We start from the raw sequence: 20217 nt of genomic DNA on the forward strand, positions 1-20217 counted from the left end.
CGCAGCCGGTGGACGTCAGCCATCGGCCACCTCCAGGACGCCGTCCCGCACCGCCCGCTCGATGCTGTCGCGCAGCGCCAGGCAGGTCGCGATGAGCGCCGTGTCGCGCCCGGCGGCGGCGAACTCGGGGCAGCTCAGCGCGGCGTCCGACGTCCACTGCACGCTCGTGTGCCGGAGGCTGTGCTTCTTCACCAGCACTCGGTTGCCGCAGGCGAGGCACTCGACCGGGCGCAGACCGCCCTCCAGGAACTCGCGGCGCTCGGACACTAGGCGCCGTCCCCGCGGGCGATGTTGGCCGCGACTTCCCTCTCCCACACCTCGACGGCCCTGCTGGTGTCGACCTCGAACTCGAAGCGGCGCACCATGTCGTCGGTGACGTCCTCCACGTCGACGTAGAACTGGTCGTACCAGCGGCGCAGCTGGTAGACCGGCCCGTCCTCCTCGCACAGCAGGGGGTTGTCGATCCGCGACTTGTTCCGCCAGATCTCCACGTCCTGCAAGAAGCCCGCGCCGATGCCGCGCGCGAACTTGTGGGCGATCTTGTCGGCGTGCTCGTCGGTCAGGCCGGGCAGCTTCTTGACGATCGCCCCCCACTGGAGCAGGAACGAGTTCGCCGTCACCGGGTAGTGGCAGTTGATCAGGACCGTCTCGATGATCGTGCCCTGGTAGTCGTTCCACAGGTGGTCGATCATGTAGGACGGGCCGAAGTACGACGCCTCCGAGCGGACCACGGTGTCACCGGTGTAGTTCGTCCCGGCGCCCGTGACGTCAGGGCGCCCCCGCGTCGTCAGGTACTGCGTCGCCACGTGCCCTTCGAGCACGTTCTTGAAGTACGTGGGGAACGCGAAGTGGATGTAGAAGAAGTGCGCCATGTCCACGACGTTGTCGATGACCTCGCGGCAGTTGGCGCCCTCGATCAGCACCGAGTCCCAGGTCCAGTTGCTCCACTCGTCGCTGTAGGCGGCGTCGACGCGGGGGATCACGACGTCCTCCGGCGGCGGGTTGCCCTGCGGGTCGTTCCACACGAAGAGCTGCTTGTTCTGCTCCAGCGTGGTCCACGCCCTGGTCCGCGCGCGCAGCGGAACCCGCTTGGCGTAGGGGATGCCGACGCACCGGCCGCTGCCCGCCCAGCGCCAGTCGTGGAACGGGCAGGCGATGGCGTCGCCCTTCACGGTGCCCTGGCTGAGGTCGCCGCCCATGTGCCGGCAGTACGCGTCGAGCACGTTGAGCGCGCCGTCCTCGCCCTGGAACACCACGAGCTTGGTGCCGAACGCCTCCACGGCGTGCGGCTCGCCGTCGCGGAACCGCTCGGCGAGCCCCAGGCAGTGCCAGCCGCGCGCGAACCTCGTCGGCGGGGCCCCGGCGTCGATCGTCCGAACCGCGTCCTCTGTCATCGGGTCCCTCCACGGTGGTCGTCGGTGGTCGCCGCTGCGGCGATGTCCAGCGCTGCCAGGTAGCCGAAGGTCATCGCCGGACCGAGCGTGGCACCCGGCCCCGCGTAGGTGTGGCCCATCACCGAGGCGCTGGTGTTGCCCGCCGCGTACAGGCCGGGGATCGCCGTGCCGTCCTCGCGGAGCACCCGCGCGCGGGTGTCGGTGCGCAGGCCGCCCTTGGTGCCGAGGTCACCCGGCACGATCCGCACCGCGTGGAACGGCGGTCTCCGCAGCGGCGCCAAGCACGGGTTGGGGCGGTTGCGCGGGTCGCCGTAGTACCGGTCGTACGCGCTGTCGCCGCGGTGGAAGTCCTCGTCGCGCCCGGTGTCGGCCATCTCGTTGAACCGCAGCACGGTCTCCGCCAGCGCGTCGGCGGGCACGTCGATCAGCCGGGCCAGCTCCCGCACGGTGTCCGCGCGGTGCACCACGCCCGCCTCGTACCAGTGGCCGGGGAACGGCTGGCGCGGCGTGCGGCCCGCGAACGGGTAGCGGTCGCGGTAGCGCTGGTCCGCCACGAGCCACGTGGGCATGTTCCCCTCGTACATGGCGTTCACCGCGTCGACGTAGGGCGCCGCCTCGTTGACGAACCGCCGCCCGGCGCCGTTGACCAGCAGGCAGCCGGGCAGGGTGCGCTCGGACAGGCAGAAGTAGGGACCGCGGGGCAGCGGGACCGACGGTCCCCACCAGGCGTCGTCCATCAGCCCGACCGCGCCACCGGCCCGGACGCCCGCCTCGATGCCGTCGCCGGTGTTCTCCACGGCGCCCGAGGTCCACTCCGTGCCGATCGGCTCCCGCTGGTGCTCCTTGCGCATCCGCTCGTTGTGCTCGAACCCGCCCGCGGCCAGCAGCACCCCGTGCCGGGCGCGGACCAGTTCCCCGCCGCCGACCCTGACCCCCGTCACCCGGCCGTCCTCGGAGTGCAGGTCGACCAGCGGGGTGTTCAGCCGCACCGGCACGTCCGCGGTGAGCAGGCCGGCCCGCAGCCCGGCGGCGAGCGCCTGGCCCAGGGTGAGCAGCGTGCCGCGGCGGAACCGGCGGGTGAACACCCTGGCGGCGGTCAGCACCCCGCGCGGGTGGCGGGCGGCGAGCGTGAGCCACCGGTAGTCGGCGGCGGTCACCACGATCCCGGCGGGGGAGGGCAGGTAGGGGGCGTTGAGGTTGGCCCGTTCGGCGCCGAGCACGTCGGCGTCGAACGGCTTCGGCTCGATCGACCGGCCGAGCGGTCGCCCGCCCGGCGCCTCGGGGTAGTAGTCGGAGTAGCCGCGGACCCACTGGAACCTCAGCGGCGTGTGCTCGCGGACGAACGCCAGCATCTCCGGCCCGCGGTCGAGGTAGGTCCGCAGCAGGTCCTCCGGCACGTCGTCGCCGACGATGTGCCGGAGGTAGGCGGTCGCCCGCTCCGGGGTGTCGCTCGGGTCCGCCGCGCGCAGCACGGCGTTGTTCGGGATCCACAGGCCCCCGCCGGACCGCGCGGTCGACCCGCCGAAGCGCGGGGCCTTCTCCAGCACCACGGCGCGCAGGCCCCGGTGCGCGGCGCACAGCGCGGCCGTCATCCCCGCCGCGCCGCTGCCCACGACGACGACGTCGAACTCGGTGTCCTGGTCCACGGTGCCTCCACGGAGAGTCAGACTAGAACAGGTTATAGTTTCGCGGCGTCTTGGCGCTATGGTGGAACAGAGCGAACTGAGCCGCCGATCGAGAACGTGTTCCGGGGAGGGTGCGTGGACGTCAGCGCGGACGTGGTGGTCGTGGGCTTCGGCGCCGCGGGCGCCTGCGCCGCGATCGAGGCGGCCGGGGCGGGTGTGTCGGTCGTCGTGCTGGACCGGTTCGCCGGCGGCGGCGCGACGGCGTTGTCCGGCGGCGTGGTCTACGCCGGCGGCGGCACCCGGCAGCAGGTCGAGGCCGGGGTGCCCGACACCCCCGAGGGCATGTTCGACTACCTGCGCCACGAGGTGGGCGAAGCGGTGTCCGGCGAGACCCTCTGGCGGTTCTGCCGGGGCAGCGCGGACATGCTGACGTGGCTGGAGGCGCGGGGCGTGCCGTTCGACGCGAGCCTCTGCCCGTTCAAGACCTCCTACCCCACGAACGACTACTACCTCTACTACTCGGGCAGCGAGCAGGCGCGGCGCGACGTCGCCCCGCCAGCCCCGCGAGGCCACCGGACCAAGGGCAGGGGCACGTCCGGCGCGGTGTTCTTCGCCCGGCTGGCCGACTGCGCCCGCCGGTCCGGCGTGCGGGTGCTGCCGCAGACCGCCGCGCGGGAACTGGTCACCGACGGCGGCCGGGTCACCGGCGTCCGCTGCCGAGGGCTGTCCGGCGCGCCCCGGATCGCGCACCGGGTCCTGTCGCGGTTCGCCGTGAAGCCGGGCCTGTACTACCCGCCGCTCGGCCGCTCGCTGCACCGGCTGGCCGCCGCGCTGGAACGCCGCCACGGCCGGGATCTGCTGGTCCGCGCGCGCCGGGGCGTCGTCATCGCCGCGGGCGGGTTCGTGTTCGACCGCGAGTTGATGGACGAGCACGCCCCGGCGTACCGGAGAGGCCTGCCGCTGGGCACCCCCGGCGACGACGGCAGCGGCATCCGGCTCGGCACGTCCGTCGGCGGGACCACCGCCCGGATGGACCGGGTGACGGCGTGGCGGTTCATCACCCCGCCCAGCGCGCTGCGCAAGGGCGTCCTGGTCGGCCCGGACGGGCGGCGCGTGTGCGACGAGTCGCTCTACGGCGCGGCCGTCGGCGAGGCGATCATCACCGGCCACGGCGGCCGGGCGTGGCTGCTCGTCGACGACGGGGTCCTCGACGAGGCGCGCAGGCAGGTGCCGTGGCAGACGCTGTGGTTCCAGCGGTTGCAGGCCCGCTACCTGCTCTCGCGCGGACTCGTCACCGGGCTCACGCTCGACGAGGTCGCGGAGGCGGCCGGGATCGACGCGGCCGGGCTCCGGGCGACCGCCAAGGCCTACGGCGACGTGCCGGACGCCCTCGGCAAGGCCCCCGAACTGGTGCGCCCGCTGGTGCCGCCGTACTCGCTGATCGACGTCTCGATCCGGTCCCGCGTCGGGTACCCGTGCCCCGTGCTCACCCTCGGCGGGCTGGTGGTGGACGAGCGCACCGGCCGCGTGACCGGGGTGGAGGGCCTGTACGCGGCGGGCCGGTCGGCGGTCGGCGTGTGCTCCGAGTCCTACGTCAGCGGGCTCTCGCTCGCCGACTGCGTCTTCTCCGGCCGCCGGGCCGGGCTCCACGCGGCGGGGGAGGCCCCGTGCTGACGACCGACCAGAGGACCGCCGCGGCGGAACTGCTGCGGCAGGCCGAGCACGACCGCGTGCCGGTCAAGCCGCTGGCGCAGCTCTACCCCGACCTCGACGTGGTCGACGCCTACGAGATCCAGCTGGTCAACATCCGCCGCCGGGTCGACCGGGGCGCGGTGGTGGTCGGGCACAAGGTCGGCCTGTCGTCGCTCGCGATGCAGCGGATGATGGGCGTGGACGAGCCGGACTACGGCCACCTGCTCGACGACATGCGGCTGCACGAGGGCACGCCCGCGCGGGCGGCGGACTACTGCTACCCCCGCGTCGAGGTGGAGGTGGCGTTCCTGCTCGGCGCCGACCTGCCCGGCGAGGGCTGCACCGAGCAGGACGTGCTGGCCGCGACCGAGGCGGTCGCGCCGTCGATCGAGCTGATCGACAGCCGGATCGTCGACTGGCGCATCGGCCTGGTCGACACCATCGCCGACAACGCCTCGTCGGCGGGCTTCGTGCTCGGCGCCGACCGGGTCCCGCCGTCCGAGGTGGACCTCCGCACGATCGACGCCCGGCTGCGCAAGGGCGGAGAGGTGCTCGTCGAGGGCCGCAGCGACGCCGTGCTCGGCAACCCGGTGGTCGCCGTCGCCTGGCTCGCGGCCAAGGTCGCGGGCTTCGGCGTGCGGCTCAGGGCGGGCGACGTCGTGCTGCCCGGCTCCTGCACGCGCGCCGTCGACGTGCACGCGGGCGACTCCTTCCACGCCGAGTTCGACGGGCTCGGCACCGTCTCGCTGTCCTTCGGGTGAGCGTCCTGTCCGGTGAGGGGAACGACATGGGTTCGGCGAAGGCGACCGCGGCGATCGTCGGGTCGGGGAACATCGGCACCGACCTGCTGCACAAGCTCCTGCGCTCGCGGCGGATCGAGCCGCGCTGGATGGTGGGCGTCGACCCCGGGAGCGAGGGCCTGCGCCGCGCGGGGGAGCTGGGCCTGGAGGCCTCCGCGGAGGGCGTGGACTGGCTGCTGCGCCAGGACGAGCGTCCCGACGTCGTGTTCGAGGCGACGTCGGCCGCCGTGCACCGGGCGAACGCGCCGCGCTACGCCGAGGCGGGCATCCGGGCGGTCGACCTGACCCCCGCGGCGGTCGGGCCGCACGTCGTCCCGCAGGTCAACCTGCGCGCGCACCTGGACGCGCCGAACGTCAACCTGATCACCTGCGGCGGCCAGGCCACGATCCCGATCGTGCACGCGGTGTCCAGGGTCGTCCCCGTCGCCTACGCCGAGGTCGTCGCCAGCGTGGCCTCGGTGTCCGCCGGGCCCGGCACCAGGGCGAACATCGACGAGTTCACCCGCACCACCGGCCGGGGCATCGAGGAGGTCGGCGGGGCGACCAAGGGCAAGGCGATCATCGTGCTCAACCCCGCCGACCCGCCGATGATCATGCGCGACACGGTCTTCTGCGCCGTCCCGGCGGACGCCGACGAGGCCGCGGTCGCCGAGTCGATCACCCGGATGGTGGCGGACGTGGCGACCTACGTGCCCGGCTACCGGCTGCTGAACGAACCGCAGTTCGACCGGGTGCGGGCGGGGACCGGCGAGGTCCACCGCGTGTCGGTCTTCCTGGAGGTGGAGGGCGCGGGCGACTTCCTCCCGCCGTACTCGGGGAACCTCGACATCATGACCGCCGCCGCGACCAGGGTCGGCGAGGAACTCGTGCAGGCGCTCGCGACCGTCTCGGGAGGACAGTGATGCTGCGGTTGACCGACACGTCGTTGCGGGACGGCTCGCACCACAAGCGGCACCGGTTCACCACCGAGGAGGTCCGCTCGGTGGTGGCCGCGCTGGACGCGGCGGGCGTCCCGGTGATCGAGGTCGCGCACGGCGACGGCCTCGGCGGGTCCTCGTTCACCTACGGCTTCAGCCTCACCCCCGAGCAGGAGCTGATCGCCACGGCGGCGCGCACCGCGAAGCGGGCGAGGATCGCCGTGCTGATGCTGCCGGGCGTCGGCGTGAAGGACGACATCCTGGTCGCCAGGGACAACGGGGCCTCGATCTGCCGCATCGCCACCCACTGCACGGAGGCCGACATCTCGGTGCAGCACTTCGGCCTGGCCCGTGACCGGGGGCTGGAGACCGTGGGGTTCCTGATGATGGCGCACTCGCAGCCGCCGGAGGCGCTCGCCAAGCAGGCCAGGATCATGGCCGACGCCGGGTGCCAGTGCGTGTACGTGGTGGACTCCGCGGGCGCGCTGGTGCTCGAACAGGTCGCCGACCGGGTGTCGGCGCTGGTCGCGGAACTGGGCGACGACGCCCAGGTCGGCTTCCACGGCCACGAGAACCTCGGGCTGGGCGTCGCCAACTCGGTGATCGCGGCCCGCGCGGGCGCGGCGCAGATCGACGGCAGCGTCCGCCGGTTCGGGGCGGGGGCGGGCAACACGCCGCTGGAGGCGTTCGTCGGGGTGTGCGACAAGCTCGGGATCGCCACCGGTGTCGACTTCTTCGCGATCGTGGACGCGGCCGAGGACGTGGTGCGGCCCGCGATGCCCGAGGAGTGCCTGCTCGACCGCATGGCGCTGGTGATGGGGTACGCGGGCGTGTACTCCAGCTTCCTCAAGCACGCGTTCGTCCAGGCGGAGCGCTACCGGGTGTCCGGCGCGCAGATCCTCGTGCGCGCGGGCGAGCGCAAGCTCGTCGGCGGGCAGGAGGACCAGCTGATCGACATCGCGCTGGAGCTGCGGCGCGAGCAGGTGTGACGTTCGTCGACAGAAACGAGAACGTGTTCTAGTCTGGCTCGTGCCGGAGAACGGGAGTTGCGATGAGCGACCAGGTCGGCCACGAGGTCCTGGCCAAGGTGCGGGAGCTGCTGCCCGTCCTGCGCGACCGGGCGCAGGAGGCCGAAGACCTCCGCCGGGTGCCCGAGGAGTCCGTGAAGTCGTTGCAGGAGATCGGCTTCTTCAAGCTGCTGCAACCCGTTCGCCACGGCGGGGCCGAGGCGCACCCGCTCACCTTCTACACCGCCGTCAAGCTGATCGCGAGCGCCTGCGGCTCGACGGGCTGGGTCGCCTCGGTCCTCGGCGTGCACCCGTGGCACGTCGGCCTGTTCGCAGACCGGGCGCAGCAGGACGTCTGGGCCGACGACCGCGACACCCGCATCTCCTCGTCCTACGCGCCGGTGGGCCGGGCGACCCCGGTCGACGGCGGGTTCCGGTTCACCGGCCGGTGGAGCTTCTCCTCCGGCTGCGACCACGCGACGTGGGTGCTGCTCGGCGGGCTGGTGATGGGCGAGGACGGCAAACCGGTCGACTTCCGCACGTTCCTGCTGCCGATCGCCGACTACCGGATCGACGACGTCTGGGACACCGTGGGGCTGCGCGGCACCGGCAGCAACGACATCGTCGTCGAGGACGTGTTCGTGCCCGAGCACCGCACGCTGAGCATGGGCCACACCGCGAAGTGCGTGTGCCCCGGCCAGGAGGTGAACACCGGCCCGCTGTTCCGGATGCCGTACGGCACCGTGCACCCGTACGCGATCACCGCGCCGATGATCGGGATGGCGCTGGGCGCGTACGAGGCCCACGTCGGCGCCACCCGCGACCGCATCCGCGCCTCCTACCTCGGTGAGAAGTCCTCGGAGGACCCGTTCGCCCAGGTGCGGATCGCCAGCGCCGCCAACGACATCGACGCCGCGTGGCTCCAGCTTGAGCGCAACGTCACCGAGGAGATGGCGCTGGCCGAGACCCGCACCAGGATCCCGGTGGAACTGCGGCTGCGGGCGAGGCGGGACCAGGTGTGCGGCAGCGCGCGGGCCGTCGCCGCGATCGACCGGCTCTTCGAGAGCGCGGGAGGCAAGGCCATCGGCACCGGTCAGCGGATCCCGAGGTTCTGGCGCGACGCCCACGCCGCCAGGGTGCACGCGGCCAACGACCCGGAGCGCGCGCTCGTCCTGTACGGCAAGGGCGAACTCGGCATCCCCGTCCGCGACGGGCTCTTCTGAGGTGGGGGACGACGTGACAGCGCTCGGTTTCGAGGCCACCAGCCGCTACGCGGACGTGGGCGGCCTGCGGCTGCACTACCACGAGGCGGGCTCCGAGCACGGCACGACCGTGGTGCTGCTGCACGGCGGCGGACCCGGCGCGTCGGCGTGGAGCAACTTCCGCCGCACGATCCCGGTGTTCGCCAAGACCTTCCGGGTGCTCGCGGTCGACCAGCCGGGGTTCGGCCTCTCGGACAAGCCGACCGAGCACGACCAGTACTTCACCCACAGCGCGCGGGCGCTGCGCGGCCTGGTCGACGCGCTCGGCGTGGACAGGGCGCACCTGCTCGGCAACTCGCTCGGCGGGGGAGCGGCGGTGCGGTTCGCGCTGGACCACCCGGACCGGGCGGGGCGGCTGGTCCTCATGGGACCGGGTGGGCTGAGCGTGAACGTGTTCTCACCCGACCCGACCGAGGGGGTGCGCGAGCTCGGCCGGTTCGGCGCGAAGCCGGGGCCCAGCAGGGAGAAGCTGGAGGCGTTCCTGCGCACGATGGTCTACGACCGGTCGCTCATCACCGAGGAGCTGATCGAGGAGCGCTACGCGTCGGCGAGCACCCCGGAGTCGTTGCGCGCCATGGCCGCGATGGGCGCCTCGTTCAGCCGTCCCGACTCCTTCGAGCAGGGGATGCTGTGGCGGGAGGCCTACCGGCTGCGCCAGCGGGTGCTGCTGGTGTGGGGCCGGGAGGACAGGGTCAACCCGCTCGACGGGGCGCTGCTGGCGCTGAAGCTCATCCCGCGCGCCCAGCTGCACGTGTTCGGCCGGTGCGGCCACTGGGCCCAGATCGAGAAGTTCGACGAGTTCAACCGGCTCGCGATCGACTTCCTCACGGACGGGGAGTGACAGGCATGGGAATCCGTTCGCTCGGCTACCTCCGCATCGAGGCCACCGACATGGACCGGTGGCGCGAGTTCGGGCTCAAGGTGCTCGGCATGGTGGAGGGGAAGGGCGCCGACCCGGCCGCGCTGTACCTGAGGATGGACGACTTCCCGGCCCGGCTGGTGGTCTTCCCCGGCGAGCACGACCGGCTGGCCCAGTCCGGCTGGGAGGTCGCGAACGAGGCCGAGCTGGTCGAGGTCGGCGAGCGGCTGGCCGCCGCCGGGGTGACGGTGAAGGAGGGTGACGACGCCGACCTGGCCGACCGCCGCGTGACCGGCCTGATCCGGTTCGACGACCCGTCGGGCAACACCCTGGAGGTCTTCCACGGGGCTGCGCTCCAGCACCGCAGGGTCGTCAGCCCGTACGGCCACCGCTTCGTGACCGAGGAGCAGGGGCTCGGGCACGTCGTGCTCTCGACCCACGACGACGCGGCGGCGCTCGCGTTCTACCGCGACGTGCTCGGCTTCCGGCTGCGCGACTCGATGCGCCTGCCGCCGCGGTTCGTCGGCCGCCCGGCCGACGGGCCGCCCGCGTGGCTGCGGTTCTTCGGCTGCAACTCCCGCCACCACAGCCTCGCGTTCCTGCCGATGCCGACACCGAGCGGGATCGTGCACCTGATGGTCGAGGTGGCCGAGACCGACGACGTCGGTCTGGCGCTCGACCGCGCGCTGCGCAGGAAGGTGCCGCTGTCGGCGACGCTGGGCAGGCACGTGAACGACCTGATGCTGTCGTTCTACATGAAGTCGCCCGGCGGCTTCGACATCGAGTTCGGCACCGAGGGCAGGCAGGTGTCCGACGAGGACTGGATCGCGCGGGAGAGCACGGCGGTCAGCCTGTGGGGCCACGACTTCGGCGTCGGTGCGCGGGGGTGACCGTCCGCAGCGGGTTCGACGCGGCCCGGTTCCGCACCGTGCTGGGCCACTTCTGCACCGGCGTCACGGTCGTGACCGGTGTGGACGGTGAGCGCCCCGTGGGGTTCGCCTGCCAGGCGTTCGCCGCGCTGTCCCTAGACCCGCCGCTGGTCCTGTTCTGCCCGGCCAGGTCCTCGCGGAGCTGGCCGGTCATCGAACGGGCGGGCCACTTCTGCGTGAACGTGCTGGCCGAGGGCCAGCGGGCGGTGTCGACCGTGTTCGGCACCGCGGGAGCGGACAAGTTCGACGCCGTGGGCTGGACCCCGTCCTCGACCGGCGCCCCCGTGCTGGACGGGGCGCTGACCTGGGTCGACTGCACGGTGGAGGCCGTGCACGAGGCGGGTGACCACCACGTCGTCGTGGGCCGCGTCGTCGACCTCGGCGAGCACCGCGACGAACGCCCGCTGCTGTTCTTCCGGGGCCGCTACGCCGCCACCAGCACCAGCCCGCCGGACGACCGGGGCTGGACGGGCGAGGTGCTCGACGACCTCCTCACCTGGCCCCGCCAGTCGGACTGGATCTAGCGGCGCGAGAACACCCGCGGTGCCAGCCGGGCCACGTGCTCGGCCGGGTCGCCGAACAGCCGCGCGCTCCCGTGGGCCCGCTTGAAGTACAGGTGCGCGTCGTGCTCCCACGTGATCGCGATGCCGCCGTGCAGCTGGATCATCTCGGCCGCCACCCGGCACACCGCCTCGGAGCAGTGCACCTTGGCGACGGCCGCCGACACCGGGTCGTCGGCGGCGGCCTCCGCCGCCGACCGCGCGGTCTCCACGAGGACGTGCAGGTCGGCCATCCGGTGCTTGAGGGCCTGGAAGCTCCCGATCGGCCTGCCGAACTGGACGCGCGTGCGGGTGTGCTCCACCGTCAGCTCCAGTGCGCGCGCGGCGGTGCCGACCTGTTCCGCGCAGAGCGCCGCGCAGGCCACGTCGCGGACGCGCGGCAGCGCCGCCGGGCCGAGGCGGCGGCCGACGGCGCCGGTCAGCGCGACCGTGGCGAGGCGGCGGGTCGGGTCCACCGCGGGCACGGCGGTGCGCTCGACCCCGGCGCCCGCCGGGTCGACCTCCCACAGCGTGATCCCGTCGGACCCGCGCGCCGCCACGAGCAGCACGTCCGCCAGGTCGCCGTCGAGCACGTGGTGCGCCGTGCCGTCCAGCGTGTCCGACGCCGTCACGGCCACGGCGTCGGGGTCCCACCGGCCGTCGGCGCCCGTCCAGGCGAGCGCGGCGATCGTGGTCCCCGCCGCGATCCCCGGCAGCAGCCGCCCGCACGCCTCGTCGTCGCCGCACGCCAGCAACGCCCGCGCGGCCACCACCGCCGACCCGAGCAGCGGCGCGGGGGTCAGCGTGCGCCCCAGCTCCTCCAGCACGACGTGCGACTCCGCCTGCCCGGCGCCGAGCCCGCCGTAGACCTCGGGAACGGCCAGCCCCGCGACCCCGACCTCCCCGCACAGCCTCGCCCACAGGGCGGCGTCGTACCCGCGCGGCGACGCCATCGCCGCGCGCACGTCGGAGTGCTTGGCCAGCAGGCCGCGCACGGAGTCGCGCAGCGCGCGCAGCTCGGCGGTCACAGCGCCTCCAGGACGCGGTCGCGGTGCGTGGACGGGGTGCCCCAGGCTCCGACCAGCGCGCGGGTCTTCGCCAGCCACCGGGACAGGTCGTGCTCGGCGGTGTAGCCGATGGCGCCGTGCACCTGGAGGGCGGTGCGCGCGGCCCGGTAGGCGGCGTCGCCCGCGGCGACCTTGGCCGCCGACACGTCCCGGCCGGTGAGGGTGACCGCCGCGCCGTGCACCAGCGGCCGGGCCAGCTCCAGGCCGATCAGGACGTCCGCGAGCTGGTGCTTGACCGCCTGGAACCCGCCGATCGGCCTGCCGAACTGGGTGCGCTGCCGGGCGTGCGCGGTCGCCATCTCCAGCATCGCCCGCCCGAGCCCGAGGAGCTGGGCGGCGCACGCCAGCACGCCGAGGTCGAACGCCCGCGCCGCCCGCGCGGTCGTGCCGAGCACCGGTCCGCCGACGAGGTCGACCAGCCGCCGCGTCGGGTCCACCGAGGTCAGCTCCGCGACGGCCTCGGCCGACCGCAGCGCCTCGCCGTCGAGCAGGAAGTACAGCTCGGCCTCGTGCGCGTGCGGGACGTGCGGCGGGATCGCCACCGACGCGGTGAGCTTCCCGGTCGCCAGCTCCGGCAGCCAGCGGTCCTCGCCGACGTCGGCCAGCAGCGTCGGCACCACGACGACCGACTCCACCAGCGGGCCGGGCACGGCGTGGTGGCCGAGTTCCTCGAACGCGACCACGAGGTCCACCGCGTCGGCCGCCACCCCGCCGAGCCGCTCCGGCACGGCCAGCGCCGTGACGCCCAGCTCGGGCAGGTCGAGGCGGCCCGCCGCCAGCGATCCGTGCAGGGACGCGCCGAACTCGACCTGCTCGGTGGACAGCGCGAACCTCATCGGTCACCCCTCGGCAGGCCCAGCAGCCGTTCCGCCACCACGTCGCGCTGGATCTCGTTGGTCCCGGCGTAGATCGGGCCCGCCAGCGAGAACAGGTAGCCGTCCAGCCACTCGCCCCCCACCTCGCCGCGCGGGCCGAGCAGGTCCAGCGCCGTCTCGTGCAGCGCCACGTCCAGCTCCGACCAGAACACCTTGGTGACGCTGGACTCCGGGCCGAGCGCACCGCCCTCCGCGAGCCGGGTCACGGTGCCGAACGTGTGCAGCCGGTAGGCCTGCGCGCCGATCCAGGCGTCGACCACCCGGTCCCGCAGCGCCCGGTCGGGAGCGGTCCGCCACAGGCCGACGAGCCTGCGCGCCGCCGCCAGGAACCGGCCGGGGCTGCGCAGCGACAGGCCCCGCTCGCTGCTCGCGGTGCTCATGGCCACCCGCCACCCGTCGCCGACCTCGCCGAGCACGTCGCGGTCCGGCACGAACACGTCGTCGAGGAAGATCTCCGCGAACCCGGGCTCGCCGTCGAGCTGCGCGATCGGCCGCACGGTCACGCCGTCCGCCCGCAGGTCGAACAGCAGGTAGGTCAGCCCGCGGTGGCGCGGCGCGTCCCGGTCGGTCCGGAACAGCCCGAACCCCCTGTCGGCGAACGCCGCCCGTGAGCTCCAGGTCTTCTGCCCCCGCAGCAGCCAGCCGCCGTCGGTGCGCACGGCGCGGCTGCGGATCGCCGCGAGGTCGCTGCCCGCCTCCGGCTCCGACCACGCCTGCGCCCACACCTCGTCCGCCCGCGCCATCGGGGGCAGCAGCCGCGCGCACTGCTCGGGCGTCCCGTGGGTGAACAGCGTCGGCGCGAGCAGGAAGATCCCGTTCTGGCCGACCCGGCCGGGCGCCCCCGCGGCGTGGTACTCCTCCTCGAACACCACCCACCGCAGCAGCGACGCGCCCCGACCGCCGAACTCCTCCGGCCACGACACGACGGACAGCCGCGCGTCGGCCAGCTCGCGCTCCCACTCGCGGTGCTGCGCGAACCCGGCCTCGGTGTCCATCGAGGACAGCCGCCGCACGTGCTCCGCGAGCCACGCGCGCACCTCCTCGCGGAACTCCAGCGTCCCGTCGTCCAGGTCGAGGTCCACCGCTCAGCTCCCCGCCCTCTTCATGGCGCGGGCGTCCATGCCCGCCAACGAGTCCGCCCCGACCTCGGCGTTGTGGGCGTGGGCGAAGTGGTGGAGCCCGAACACCGAGTCCATGCCCGCGCGCATCCCCATCAGGTCCTCGGACTGGTTGACCGCGCGCTTGGCCAGCGCCAGCCCGAACCGCGGCATCGTGGCGATCCGCTCGGCCAGCCGGTGCGTCTCCGCCTCCAGGTCGGCGCGCGGCACCACCCGGCTGACCATGCCCCACTCCCGCGCGCGGTGGGCGTCGAACCGGTCGCCGGTGAACAGCACCTCCTTGGCCGCGCGCGGCCCGAGCACCCACGGGTGCGCGAAGTACTCGACGCCGGGGATCCCCATGCGCACCACGGGATCGGCGAAGAACGCGTCCTCGGACGCCACGACCAGGTCGCACACCCACGCCAGCATCAGCCCGCCCGCGACGCACGCGCCCTGCACCATCGCGATGGTGGGCTTCGGGATCTCCCGCCACCGGCGGCACATCCCGAGGTACACCTCCATCTCCCTGGCGTAGCGCAGGTCCCCGCCCCGCTTGCCCACGTGGTCCCACCACAGCACGGACTTCCGCTCGAACGAGGTGTCCACGTCCCGCCCCGGCGAGCCGATGTCGTGCCCCGCCGAGAAGTGCTCGCCCGCACCGGCCAGCACGACCACCGACACCTCGTCGTCGTCGACGGCGCGGGTGAACGCGGCGTCGAGCGCGTAGGTCATCGCGGAGTTCTGCGCGTTGCGGTACTCCGGCCGGTTCATGGTCACGACGGCGACGGCGCCGCGCCGCTCGTACTGGACGACGGTCATGCGTCCTCCTCGCGCAGCAGGTGCTTGACGACCTTGCCCCCGGCGTTGCGGGGCAGGCTCGGCGGGAACTCGACGAGCCTGGGGACCTTGTAGTTCGCCAGCCGCTCGCGGCAGAACCCGATGACGGCCTCGGCGGTCAGGGTGTGGTCCGGAGCGGTGACGACGTGCGCCACGCCGACCTCGCCGAGGCGGGCGTCGGGCACGCCGACGACGGCGGACTCCGCCACCCCCGGCAGCCGCGCCAGCACCTGCTCCACCTCGGCGGGGTAGACGTTGAACCCGCCGCAGATGTACATGTCCTTGAGCCGGTCGGTGATCGAGAGGTACCCGCGCTCGTCGATCCGGCCGACGTCCCCGGTGTGCAGCCACCCGTCGGGGTCCACGGCCGCGGCGGTCGACTCCGGGTCGTCGAGGTAGCCGAGCATGACGTTCGGCCCGCGCAGCAGGACCTCGTCCCGGTCGCCCAGACGGAGTTCGAAGCCCGCGGCGGGCGCGCCGCAGGTCCGCGCGACGGTCTCGGCGTCGTCGCTCGGCAGGCACATCGTCGCCACGACGGCCTCGGTCAGGCCGTAGGCCGTGAGCACCGACGAGAAGCTGAGCTCCCGCTGCATCCGCTCGACCAGCGCGACGGGCACCACCGCCGCGCCGGTCACGGCCAGGCGCAGGCTGGACAGGTCGCGCTCGGCGCGGCCGGGGTGGTCGAGGACGGCCTGGTAGATCGTCGGCGGTCCCGGTAGGACCGTGACGCGCTCCTGGTCGACGAGCCGCATCGACTCGTCGACGTCGAACACCCGCTGCGGCACGATGGCCGCGCCGCGCAGCAGGCACGCCAGGATCCCGGCCTTGTAGCCGAAGCTGTTGAAGAACGGGTTGACCACCAGGTAGCGGTCGGACCGGCTGAGGTCGCCGCGTTCGGCCCACGCGTCGGCGACGCCGATCGACTGCCGGTGGGCGCTCATGGCCCCCTTGCTCCGCCCGGTCGTGCCGGACGTGAACAGGATGTCGGCGACCTGGTCCGGGGTGACCGCGTTCGCGCGTTCCAGGACGACCTCCACCGGCACGTCCTCGGAGACCCGGTCGAGGTCGGCCCACTCCACCACGCCGTCCGCGCGGGGTTCGGCGGTGATCGGGATCCGCACGACGACCTCCGGCAGGTCCCGGTCGGCGGCGCGGAGCCGGGCGAGCCGGTCGACGTCGAGGAACGTTCCCACGACGACGAGGGCGCGGGCCTGGCTCCGGTGCAGCACGTCGAGCGTTTCCGCCGCGGTGAAACGGGTGTTGACCGGCACCAGCACCGCGCCCGCGTGCAGCGCCCCGAGCGCGGCGACGACCCAGTGGTGGGTGTTGGGGGAGCACAGCGCGACCCGGTCGCCCGCGTCGACGCCGAGTGCGACGAACGCCCGCGCGACCGTGCGGACCCGTTCGCGCAGTTCGGTCCACGAGAGCCGGACGTCCCCGTCCACCACCGCGTCCGCTCCGCCGAAGCGCAGCGCGGCCGCGTCCAGCGCGGCGGGGATCGTGTGCTTGCCGAGTTCGAGGTTCATCACGACCTCCAAAGCAAGTGCTTGGTAGGGTAGCCTACGCAGGAAGCCGACCACTTGGCCAGACGCCGGAGGTGCTCGTGCGGGACGAGGCCTTTCGCCGCGAGGTGCGGGACTGGTTGTCCGCCAACCTGTCCGGCGAGTTCGAGGGGCTGCGCGGCCTCGGTGGACCGGGGCGCGAGCACGAGGAGTTCGACCGGCGCATCGCGTGGGACCGGCACCTGGCCGCCGCGGGCTGGACGTGCCTCGGCTGGCCGGTCGAGCACGGCGGCAGGGCCCTTCCCCTGCACCGGCAGGTGGTGTTCCACGAGGAGTACGCCCGGTCGGGCGCGCCCGCTCGGGTGAGCCACATCGGCGAGGAGCTGCTCGGCCCCACGGTGATCGCCTTCGGCACCCCCGAGCAGCGGCGGCGGTTCCTGCCGCCGATCGCGCGGGTCGAGGAGCTCTGGTGCCAGGGCTACTCCGAGCCGGGAGCGGGCTCGGACCTCGCCTCCGTCAGCACGAGCGCGGTGCTCGACGGCGACGAGTGGGTGGTCACCGGCCAGAAGGTGTGGACGTCGCTGGCGCACGTGGCCGACTGGTGCTTCGCCCTGGTGCGCACGGAACCGGGGTCCGAGCGGCACCGGGGGCTGTCCTACCTGCTCGTGCCGATGCGCCAGGCGGGCGTGGAGGTGCGGCCGATCCGGCAGCTCACCGGCACGTCCGAGTTCAACGAGGTGTTCTTCGACGGGGCCCGCACGGCGAGGGAGAACGTCGTCGGGGAGGTCGGCGACGGGTGGCGGATCGCCGTGGCCACCCTGGGTTTCGAACGCGGCGTCGCGACGCTGGGCCAGCAGGTCGGCTTCCGCCGCCAGCTCGACGGGATCGCCGAGCTGGCCGGGCCCGACTGCGACCCGGTGCTGCGCGACCGGCTGACGAGGGCGTGGATCGGGCTGCACGTCATGCGCTCGCACGCCCTCCGCACGCTGGAGGGGCCGCCCGGTCCGGAGTCGTCGGTGGCGAAGCTGTTCTGGGCCGGGTGGCACCGCTCGCTCGGCGAACTGGCGATGGACGTGCTCGGCGCCCGCTCGATGGTCGCCCCCGGCGGCCTGGACGAGTGGCAGCGGCTGTTCCTGTTCAGCCGGGCGGACACGATCTACGGCGGGTCGGACGAGGTCCAGCGCGACGTCGTCGCCGAGCGGATCCTCGGCCTGCCCAGGGAGGCGCGCCCGTGACGCCCGTCCGCCCGCCCGGCCACGCCCTGCTCGCGGACAAGGTCGTCGTCGTGACGGCCGCGGCGGGCACCGGCATCGGCTCGGCCACCGCCGAGCGCTGCCTGGACGAGGGCGCGACCGTGGTGGTCAGCGACTGGCACGAGCGGCGCCTCGGCGAGACCCGCGACCGGCTGGCGGCCGAGCACGGCGACCGGGTCTGGTCCGCGGTCTGCGACGTCACCGACGAGGGCCAGGTCCGAGCGCTGGTCGCGGGCGCGGTGGAGCGGTACGGCCGGATCGACGTGATGGTCAACAACGCCGGGCTCGGCGGCGAGAAGTCCGTGCTGGACATGACCGACGACGAGTGGTCGCGGGTGCTGGACGTGACGCTCGGCGGCACGTTCCGCTGCACCAGGGCCGTGCTCAAGCAGATGGCCGCCCAGGGCGGCGGCGGGGCCGTGGTCAACAACGCGTCGGTGATCGGGTGGCGGGCGCAGGCCGGGCAGGCGCACTACGCCGCCGCGAAGGCGGGCGTCATGGCGTTCACCCGGTGCGCGGCGATCGACGTCGCACCGCTCGGGATCAGGGTGAACGCGGTCGCGCCGAGCCTCGCGATGCACCCGTTCCTGAGCAGGGTGACGAGCGAGGAGCTGCTGACCGAGCTGACCGGTCGCGAGGCGTTCGGGCGCGCCGCCGAGCCGTGGGAGGTGGCGAATGTGATCGTGTTCCTCGCCAGCGACTACTCCTCGTACCTCACGGGCGAGGTCGTGTCGGTGAGCAGCCAGCACCCGTGAGAGTCGTGGAGGTACCGGGATGAGTCGATCCGTGCGCAGGGCGGAGCTGCTCGCGTTGGCGGCCGACCTGTTCGCCCAACGGGGGTTCGTGCCGACGACGGTGCGGGACATCGCGGACGCGGCGGGCATCCTGTCCGGCAGCCTCTACCACCACTTCGACTCCAAGGAGTCGATGGTCGACGAGATCCTCCGGACGTTCCTCGACGAGCTGTTCGCGAGGTACCGGGAGATCGTGGACGCCGACCTCGGTCCGCGCGCGACGCTGGACGCCGTGGTCGTCGCGTCGTTCGAGGCCATCGACCACCGGCACGCCGAGGTCGCGATCTACCAGAACGAGTCCAAGCACCTGGTCCAGTTCGAGCGGTTCTCCTACCTGCGCGACCGCGGCGCGGAGTTCCGCAAGCTGTGGACCGTGCTCCTGGAGGACGGCGTCCGTGCGGGTGACTTCCGCTCGGACCTCGACGTCGACCTGGTGTACAGGTTCATCCGGGACACCGTGTGGGTGGCGGTGCGCTGGTACCGGCCCGGCGGCGGGCTGTCCGCGGGGGCCGTCGCCGAGCAGTACCTGGGCATCCTGCTGGACGGCATCTCGACTCGGCGCAGGAGGAACACCAAGAGGTAGAGGAGGAGTGCGTGTCCGAGGCGTACATCATCGAGGCCGTGCGCACCCCGGTCGGCCGACGCGGGGGAGCCCTGAGCCACCTGCACCCGGCGGACCTGGGCGCTCACGTGATCACCGCGCTGCTCGACCGCGTGGACGTCGACCCGACCGACGTGGACGACGTCGTCTTCGGCTGCGTCGACACCATCGGGCCGCAGGCGGGCGACATCGCCAGGACGGCGTGGCTGGCCGCCGGGTTCCCGGAGCAGGTGCCGGGGGTGACCGTCGACCGGCAGTGCGGGGCCAGCCAGCAGGCGCTGCACTTCGCCGCGCAGGCGGTGATGAGCGGCACCGCGGACCTCGTCGTCGCGGGCGGCGTGCAGAGCATGAGCCGCATCCCGATCGGCGCGTCGATGACCACGGGCGTCCAGTACGGCTTCGAGGACCCGTACAGCGGCTGCCGGGGGTGGGAGCACCGCTACGGCGACGAGGAGATCTCCCAGTTCCGCGCGGCCGACCTGATCGCCACGCGCTGGGACCTGTCCCGCGAGGTGATGGAGGAGTTCGCCTGCACCAGCCACCTGCGCGCCGTGACCGCGATCAAGGAGGGCCGGTTCGACCGCGAGATCGCGCCGGTCGACGGTGTCGCGCACGACGAGTGCCCGAGGACGGACACCAGCGTGGAGAAGATGGCGACGCTGAAGCCGTTGCGCGAGGGCGGCCGGACCACCGCCGCGCTGGCCAGCCAGATCTCCGACGGCGCGAGCGCGGTGCTCGTCGCCTCCGAGCGCGCCGTCCGCGAACACCGCCTGACCCCGAGGGCGCGGGTGCACCACCTGTCGGCCCGCGGCTCCGACCCGGTCTACATGCTGACCGGACCCATCAGGGCGACGCGGTACGCCCTGGACCGCGCGGGCATGGACATCACCGACATCGACCTGTTCGAGGTGAACGAGGCGTTCGCGAGCGTGGTCCTCGCGTGGGCCGGGGAGACCGGCGCCGACCTCGACCGGGTCAACGTCAACGGCGGGGCCATCGCCCTCGGCCACCCGATCGGAGCGACCGGCACGAAGCTCTGCACCACCCTCGTCCACGAACTCGAACGCACCGGAGGCCGGTTCGGGCTCCAGACGATGTGCGAGGGCGGAGGCCAGGCCAACGTGACGATCGTGGAGCGCCTCGGCTGACACCGGCTGGTCGTCA

At 73.4% G+C, this 20217-nt stretch carries 20 protein-coding genes; 12 read left to right on the forward strand and 8 right to left on the reverse strand.

What is annotated here, in order from left to right; genetic code table 11:
* Positions 1 to 15 precede the first annotated feature (15 nt).
* From AC156L_RS35795 to kstD, 3 genes are read right to left on the reverse strand one after another with little or no spacing between them, the layout of a single operon-like run.
* Complete coding sequence (locus AC156L_RS35795) at positions 16 to 267, reverse strand: hypothetical protein (protein WP_330881942.1); 252 nt, start codon at positions 265 to 267, stop codon at positions 16 to 18.
* Positions 267 to 1394 carry a 3-ketosteroid-9-alpha-monooxygenase, oxygenase component gene (locus AC156L_RS35800; RefSeq protein ID WP_330881944.1) on the reverse strand — a complete coding sequence of 376 codons (1128 nt, stop codon included), beginning with the start codon at positions 1392 to 1394 and terminating at the stop codon, positions 267 to 269. Before AC156L_RS35800 ends, AC156L_RS35795 begins: the two co-directional genes overlap by 1 nt.
* Positions 1391 to 3040, reverse strand: coding sequence for a 3-oxosteroid 1-dehydrogenase (gene kstD, locus AC156L_RS35805; RefSeq protein WP_330881946.1), 1650 nt, complete (start codon positions 3038 to 3040; stop codon positions 1391 to 1393). The genes AC156L_RS35800 and kstD overlap by 4 nt, the downstream gene beginning before the upstream one ends.
* Positions 3041 to 3154: 114 nt before the next feature.
* Here kstD and AC156L_RS35810 point away from each other — a divergent pair, with 114 nt between their 5' ends.
* From AC156L_RS35810 to hsaB, 8 genes are all read left to right on the forward strand, one after another.
* Positions 3155 to 4693, forward strand: coding sequence for an FAD-binding protein (locus AC156L_RS35810; protein ID WP_330881948.1), 1539 nt, complete (start codon positions 3155 to 3157; stop codon positions 4691 to 4693).
* Positions 4687 to 5472: a 2-keto-4-pentenoate hydratase gene (locus tag AC156L_RS35815; RefSeq protein WP_330881950.1), complete on the forward strand. Its 786-nt coding sequence runs from the start codon at positions 4687 to 4689 to the stop codon at positions 5470 to 5472. Before AC156L_RS35810 ends, AC156L_RS35815 begins: the two co-directional genes overlap by 7 nt.
* A 26-nt stretch (positions 5473 to 5498) precedes the next feature.
* Positions 5499 to 6413: an acetaldehyde dehydrogenase (acetylating) gene (locus AC156L_RS35820; RefSeq protein ID WP_330881952.1), complete on the forward strand. Its 915-nt coding sequence runs from the start codon at positions 5499 to 5501 to the stop codon at positions 6411 to 6413.
* Positions 6413 to 7417: a 4-hydroxy-2-oxovalerate aldolase gene (gene dmpG / locus AC156L_RS35825; RefSeq protein WP_330881954.1), complete on the forward strand. Its 1005-nt coding sequence runs from the start codon at positions 6413 to 6415 to the stop codon at positions 7415 to 7417. Before AC156L_RS35820 ends, dmpG begins: the two co-directional genes overlap by 1 nt.
* 62 nt (positions 7418 to 7479) lie before the next feature.
* Positions 7480 to 8658 (forward strand): 3-hydroxy-9,10-secoandrosta-1,3,5(10)-triene-9,17-dione monooxygenase oxygenase subunit, encoded by a 1179-nt coding sequence (gene hsaA, locus AC156L_RS35830; protein ID WP_330881956.1) that lies wholly within the window; start codon positions 7480 to 7482, stop codon positions 8656 to 8658.
* A gap of 13 nt (positions 8659 to 8671) precedes the next feature.
* On the forward strand, positions 8672 to 9538 hold the full coding sequence (gene hsaD, locus AC156L_RS35835; RefSeq protein WP_330881958.1) for a 4,5:9,10-diseco-3-hydroxy-5,9,17-trioxoandrosta-1(10),2-diene-4-oate hydrolase: 867 nt from the start codon (positions 8672 to 8674) through the stop codon (positions 9536 to 9538).
* Between the two features lie 5 nt (positions 9539 to 9543).
* A complete protein-coding gene (hsaC, locus tag AC156L_RS35840; RefSeq protein WP_330881960.1) occupies positions 9544 to 10446 on the forward strand; it encodes an iron-dependent extradiol dioxygenase HsaC in 903 nt (300 codons plus the stop codon).
* On the forward strand, positions 10443 to 11009 hold the full coding sequence (hsaB, locus tag AC156L_RS35845; RefSeq protein WP_330881962.1) for a 3-hydroxy-9,10-secoandrosta-1,3,5(10)-triene-9,17-dione monooxygenase reductase subunit: 567 nt from the start codon (positions 10443 to 10445) through the stop codon (positions 11007 to 11009). The genes hsaC and hsaB overlap by 4 nt, the downstream gene beginning before the upstream one ends.
* Here the strand turns inward: hsaB and AC156L_RS35850 are convergent.
* From AC156L_RS35850 to AC156L_RS35870, 5 genes are read right to left on the reverse strand one after another with little or no spacing between them, the layout of a single operon-like run.
* On the reverse strand, positions 11006 to 12052 hold the full coding sequence (locus tag AC156L_RS35850) for an acyl-CoA dehydrogenase family protein (RefSeq protein WP_330881964.1): 1047 nt from the start codon (positions 12050 to 12052) through the stop codon (positions 11006 to 11008). The two genes, hsaB and AC156L_RS35850, sit on opposite strands and share 4 nt — an antisense overlap.
* Entirely contained in the window at positions 12049 to 12927 is an 879-nt protein-coding gene (locus AC156L_RS35855) for an acyl-CoA dehydrogenase family protein (RefSeq protein WP_330881966.1), read from the reverse strand. Before AC156L_RS35855 ends, AC156L_RS35850 begins: the two co-directional genes overlap by 4 nt.
* Positions 12924 to 14048: an acyl-CoA dehydrogenase family protein gene (locus AC156L_RS35860; protein ID WP_330881968.1), complete on the reverse strand. Its 1125-nt coding sequence runs from the start codon at positions 14046 to 14048 to the stop codon at positions 12924 to 12926. Before AC156L_RS35860 ends, AC156L_RS35855 begins: the two co-directional genes overlap by 4 nt.
* A gap of 3 nt (positions 14049 to 14051) precedes the next feature.
* On the reverse strand, positions 14052 to 14885 hold the full coding sequence (locus AC156L_RS35865) for an enoyl-CoA hydratase (protein ID WP_330881971.1): 834 nt from the start codon (positions 14883 to 14885) through the stop codon (positions 14052 to 14054).
* Positions 14882 to 16429 carry a FadD3 family acyl-CoA ligase gene (locus AC156L_RS35870; protein ID WP_330881973.1) on the reverse strand — a complete coding sequence of 516 codons (1548 nt, stop codon included), beginning with the start codon at positions 16427 to 16429 and terminating at the stop codon, positions 14882 to 14884. Before AC156L_RS35870 ends, AC156L_RS35865 begins: the two co-directional genes overlap by 4 nt.
* A 77-nt stretch (positions 16430 to 16506) precedes the next feature.
* On the opposite strand from AC156L_RS35870, the gene AC156L_RS35875 reads away from it, so the two are divergent.
* Genes AC156L_RS35875 through AC156L_RS35890 form a run of 4 tightly spaced genes read left to right on the forward strand, consistent with a single transcriptional unit; the run spans position 16507 to position 20201 of the window.
* The gene (locus AC156L_RS35875; protein ID WP_484407665.1) at positions 16507 to 17640 is read left to right on the forward strand and encodes an acyl-CoA dehydrogenase family protein; all 1134 of its coding nucleotides are present in this window, start codon (positions 16507 to 16509) and stop codon (positions 17638 to 17640) included.
* On the forward strand, positions 17637 to 18413 hold the full coding sequence (locus tag AC156L_RS35880) for an SDR family oxidoreductase (protein WP_330877633.1): 777 nt from the start codon (positions 17637 to 17639) through the stop codon (positions 18411 to 18413). Before AC156L_RS35875 ends, AC156L_RS35880 begins: the two co-directional genes overlap by 4 nt.
* A 19-nt stretch (positions 18414 to 18432) precedes the next feature.
* A complete protein-coding gene (locus AC156L_RS35885; protein ID WP_330877634.1) occupies positions 18433 to 19035 on the forward strand; it encodes a TetR/AcrR family transcriptional regulator in 603 nt (200 codons plus the stop codon).
* An 11-nt stretch (positions 19036 to 19046) separates the two neighbouring features.
* Complete coding sequence (locus tag AC156L_RS35890) at positions 19047 to 20201, forward strand: acetyl-CoA C-acetyltransferase (protein WP_330877635.1); 1155 nt, start codon at positions 19047 to 19049, stop codon at positions 20199 to 20201.
* Positions 20202 to 20217: the final 16 nt, after the last annotated feature.

The organism is Umezawaea sp., from assembly GCF_057122925.1.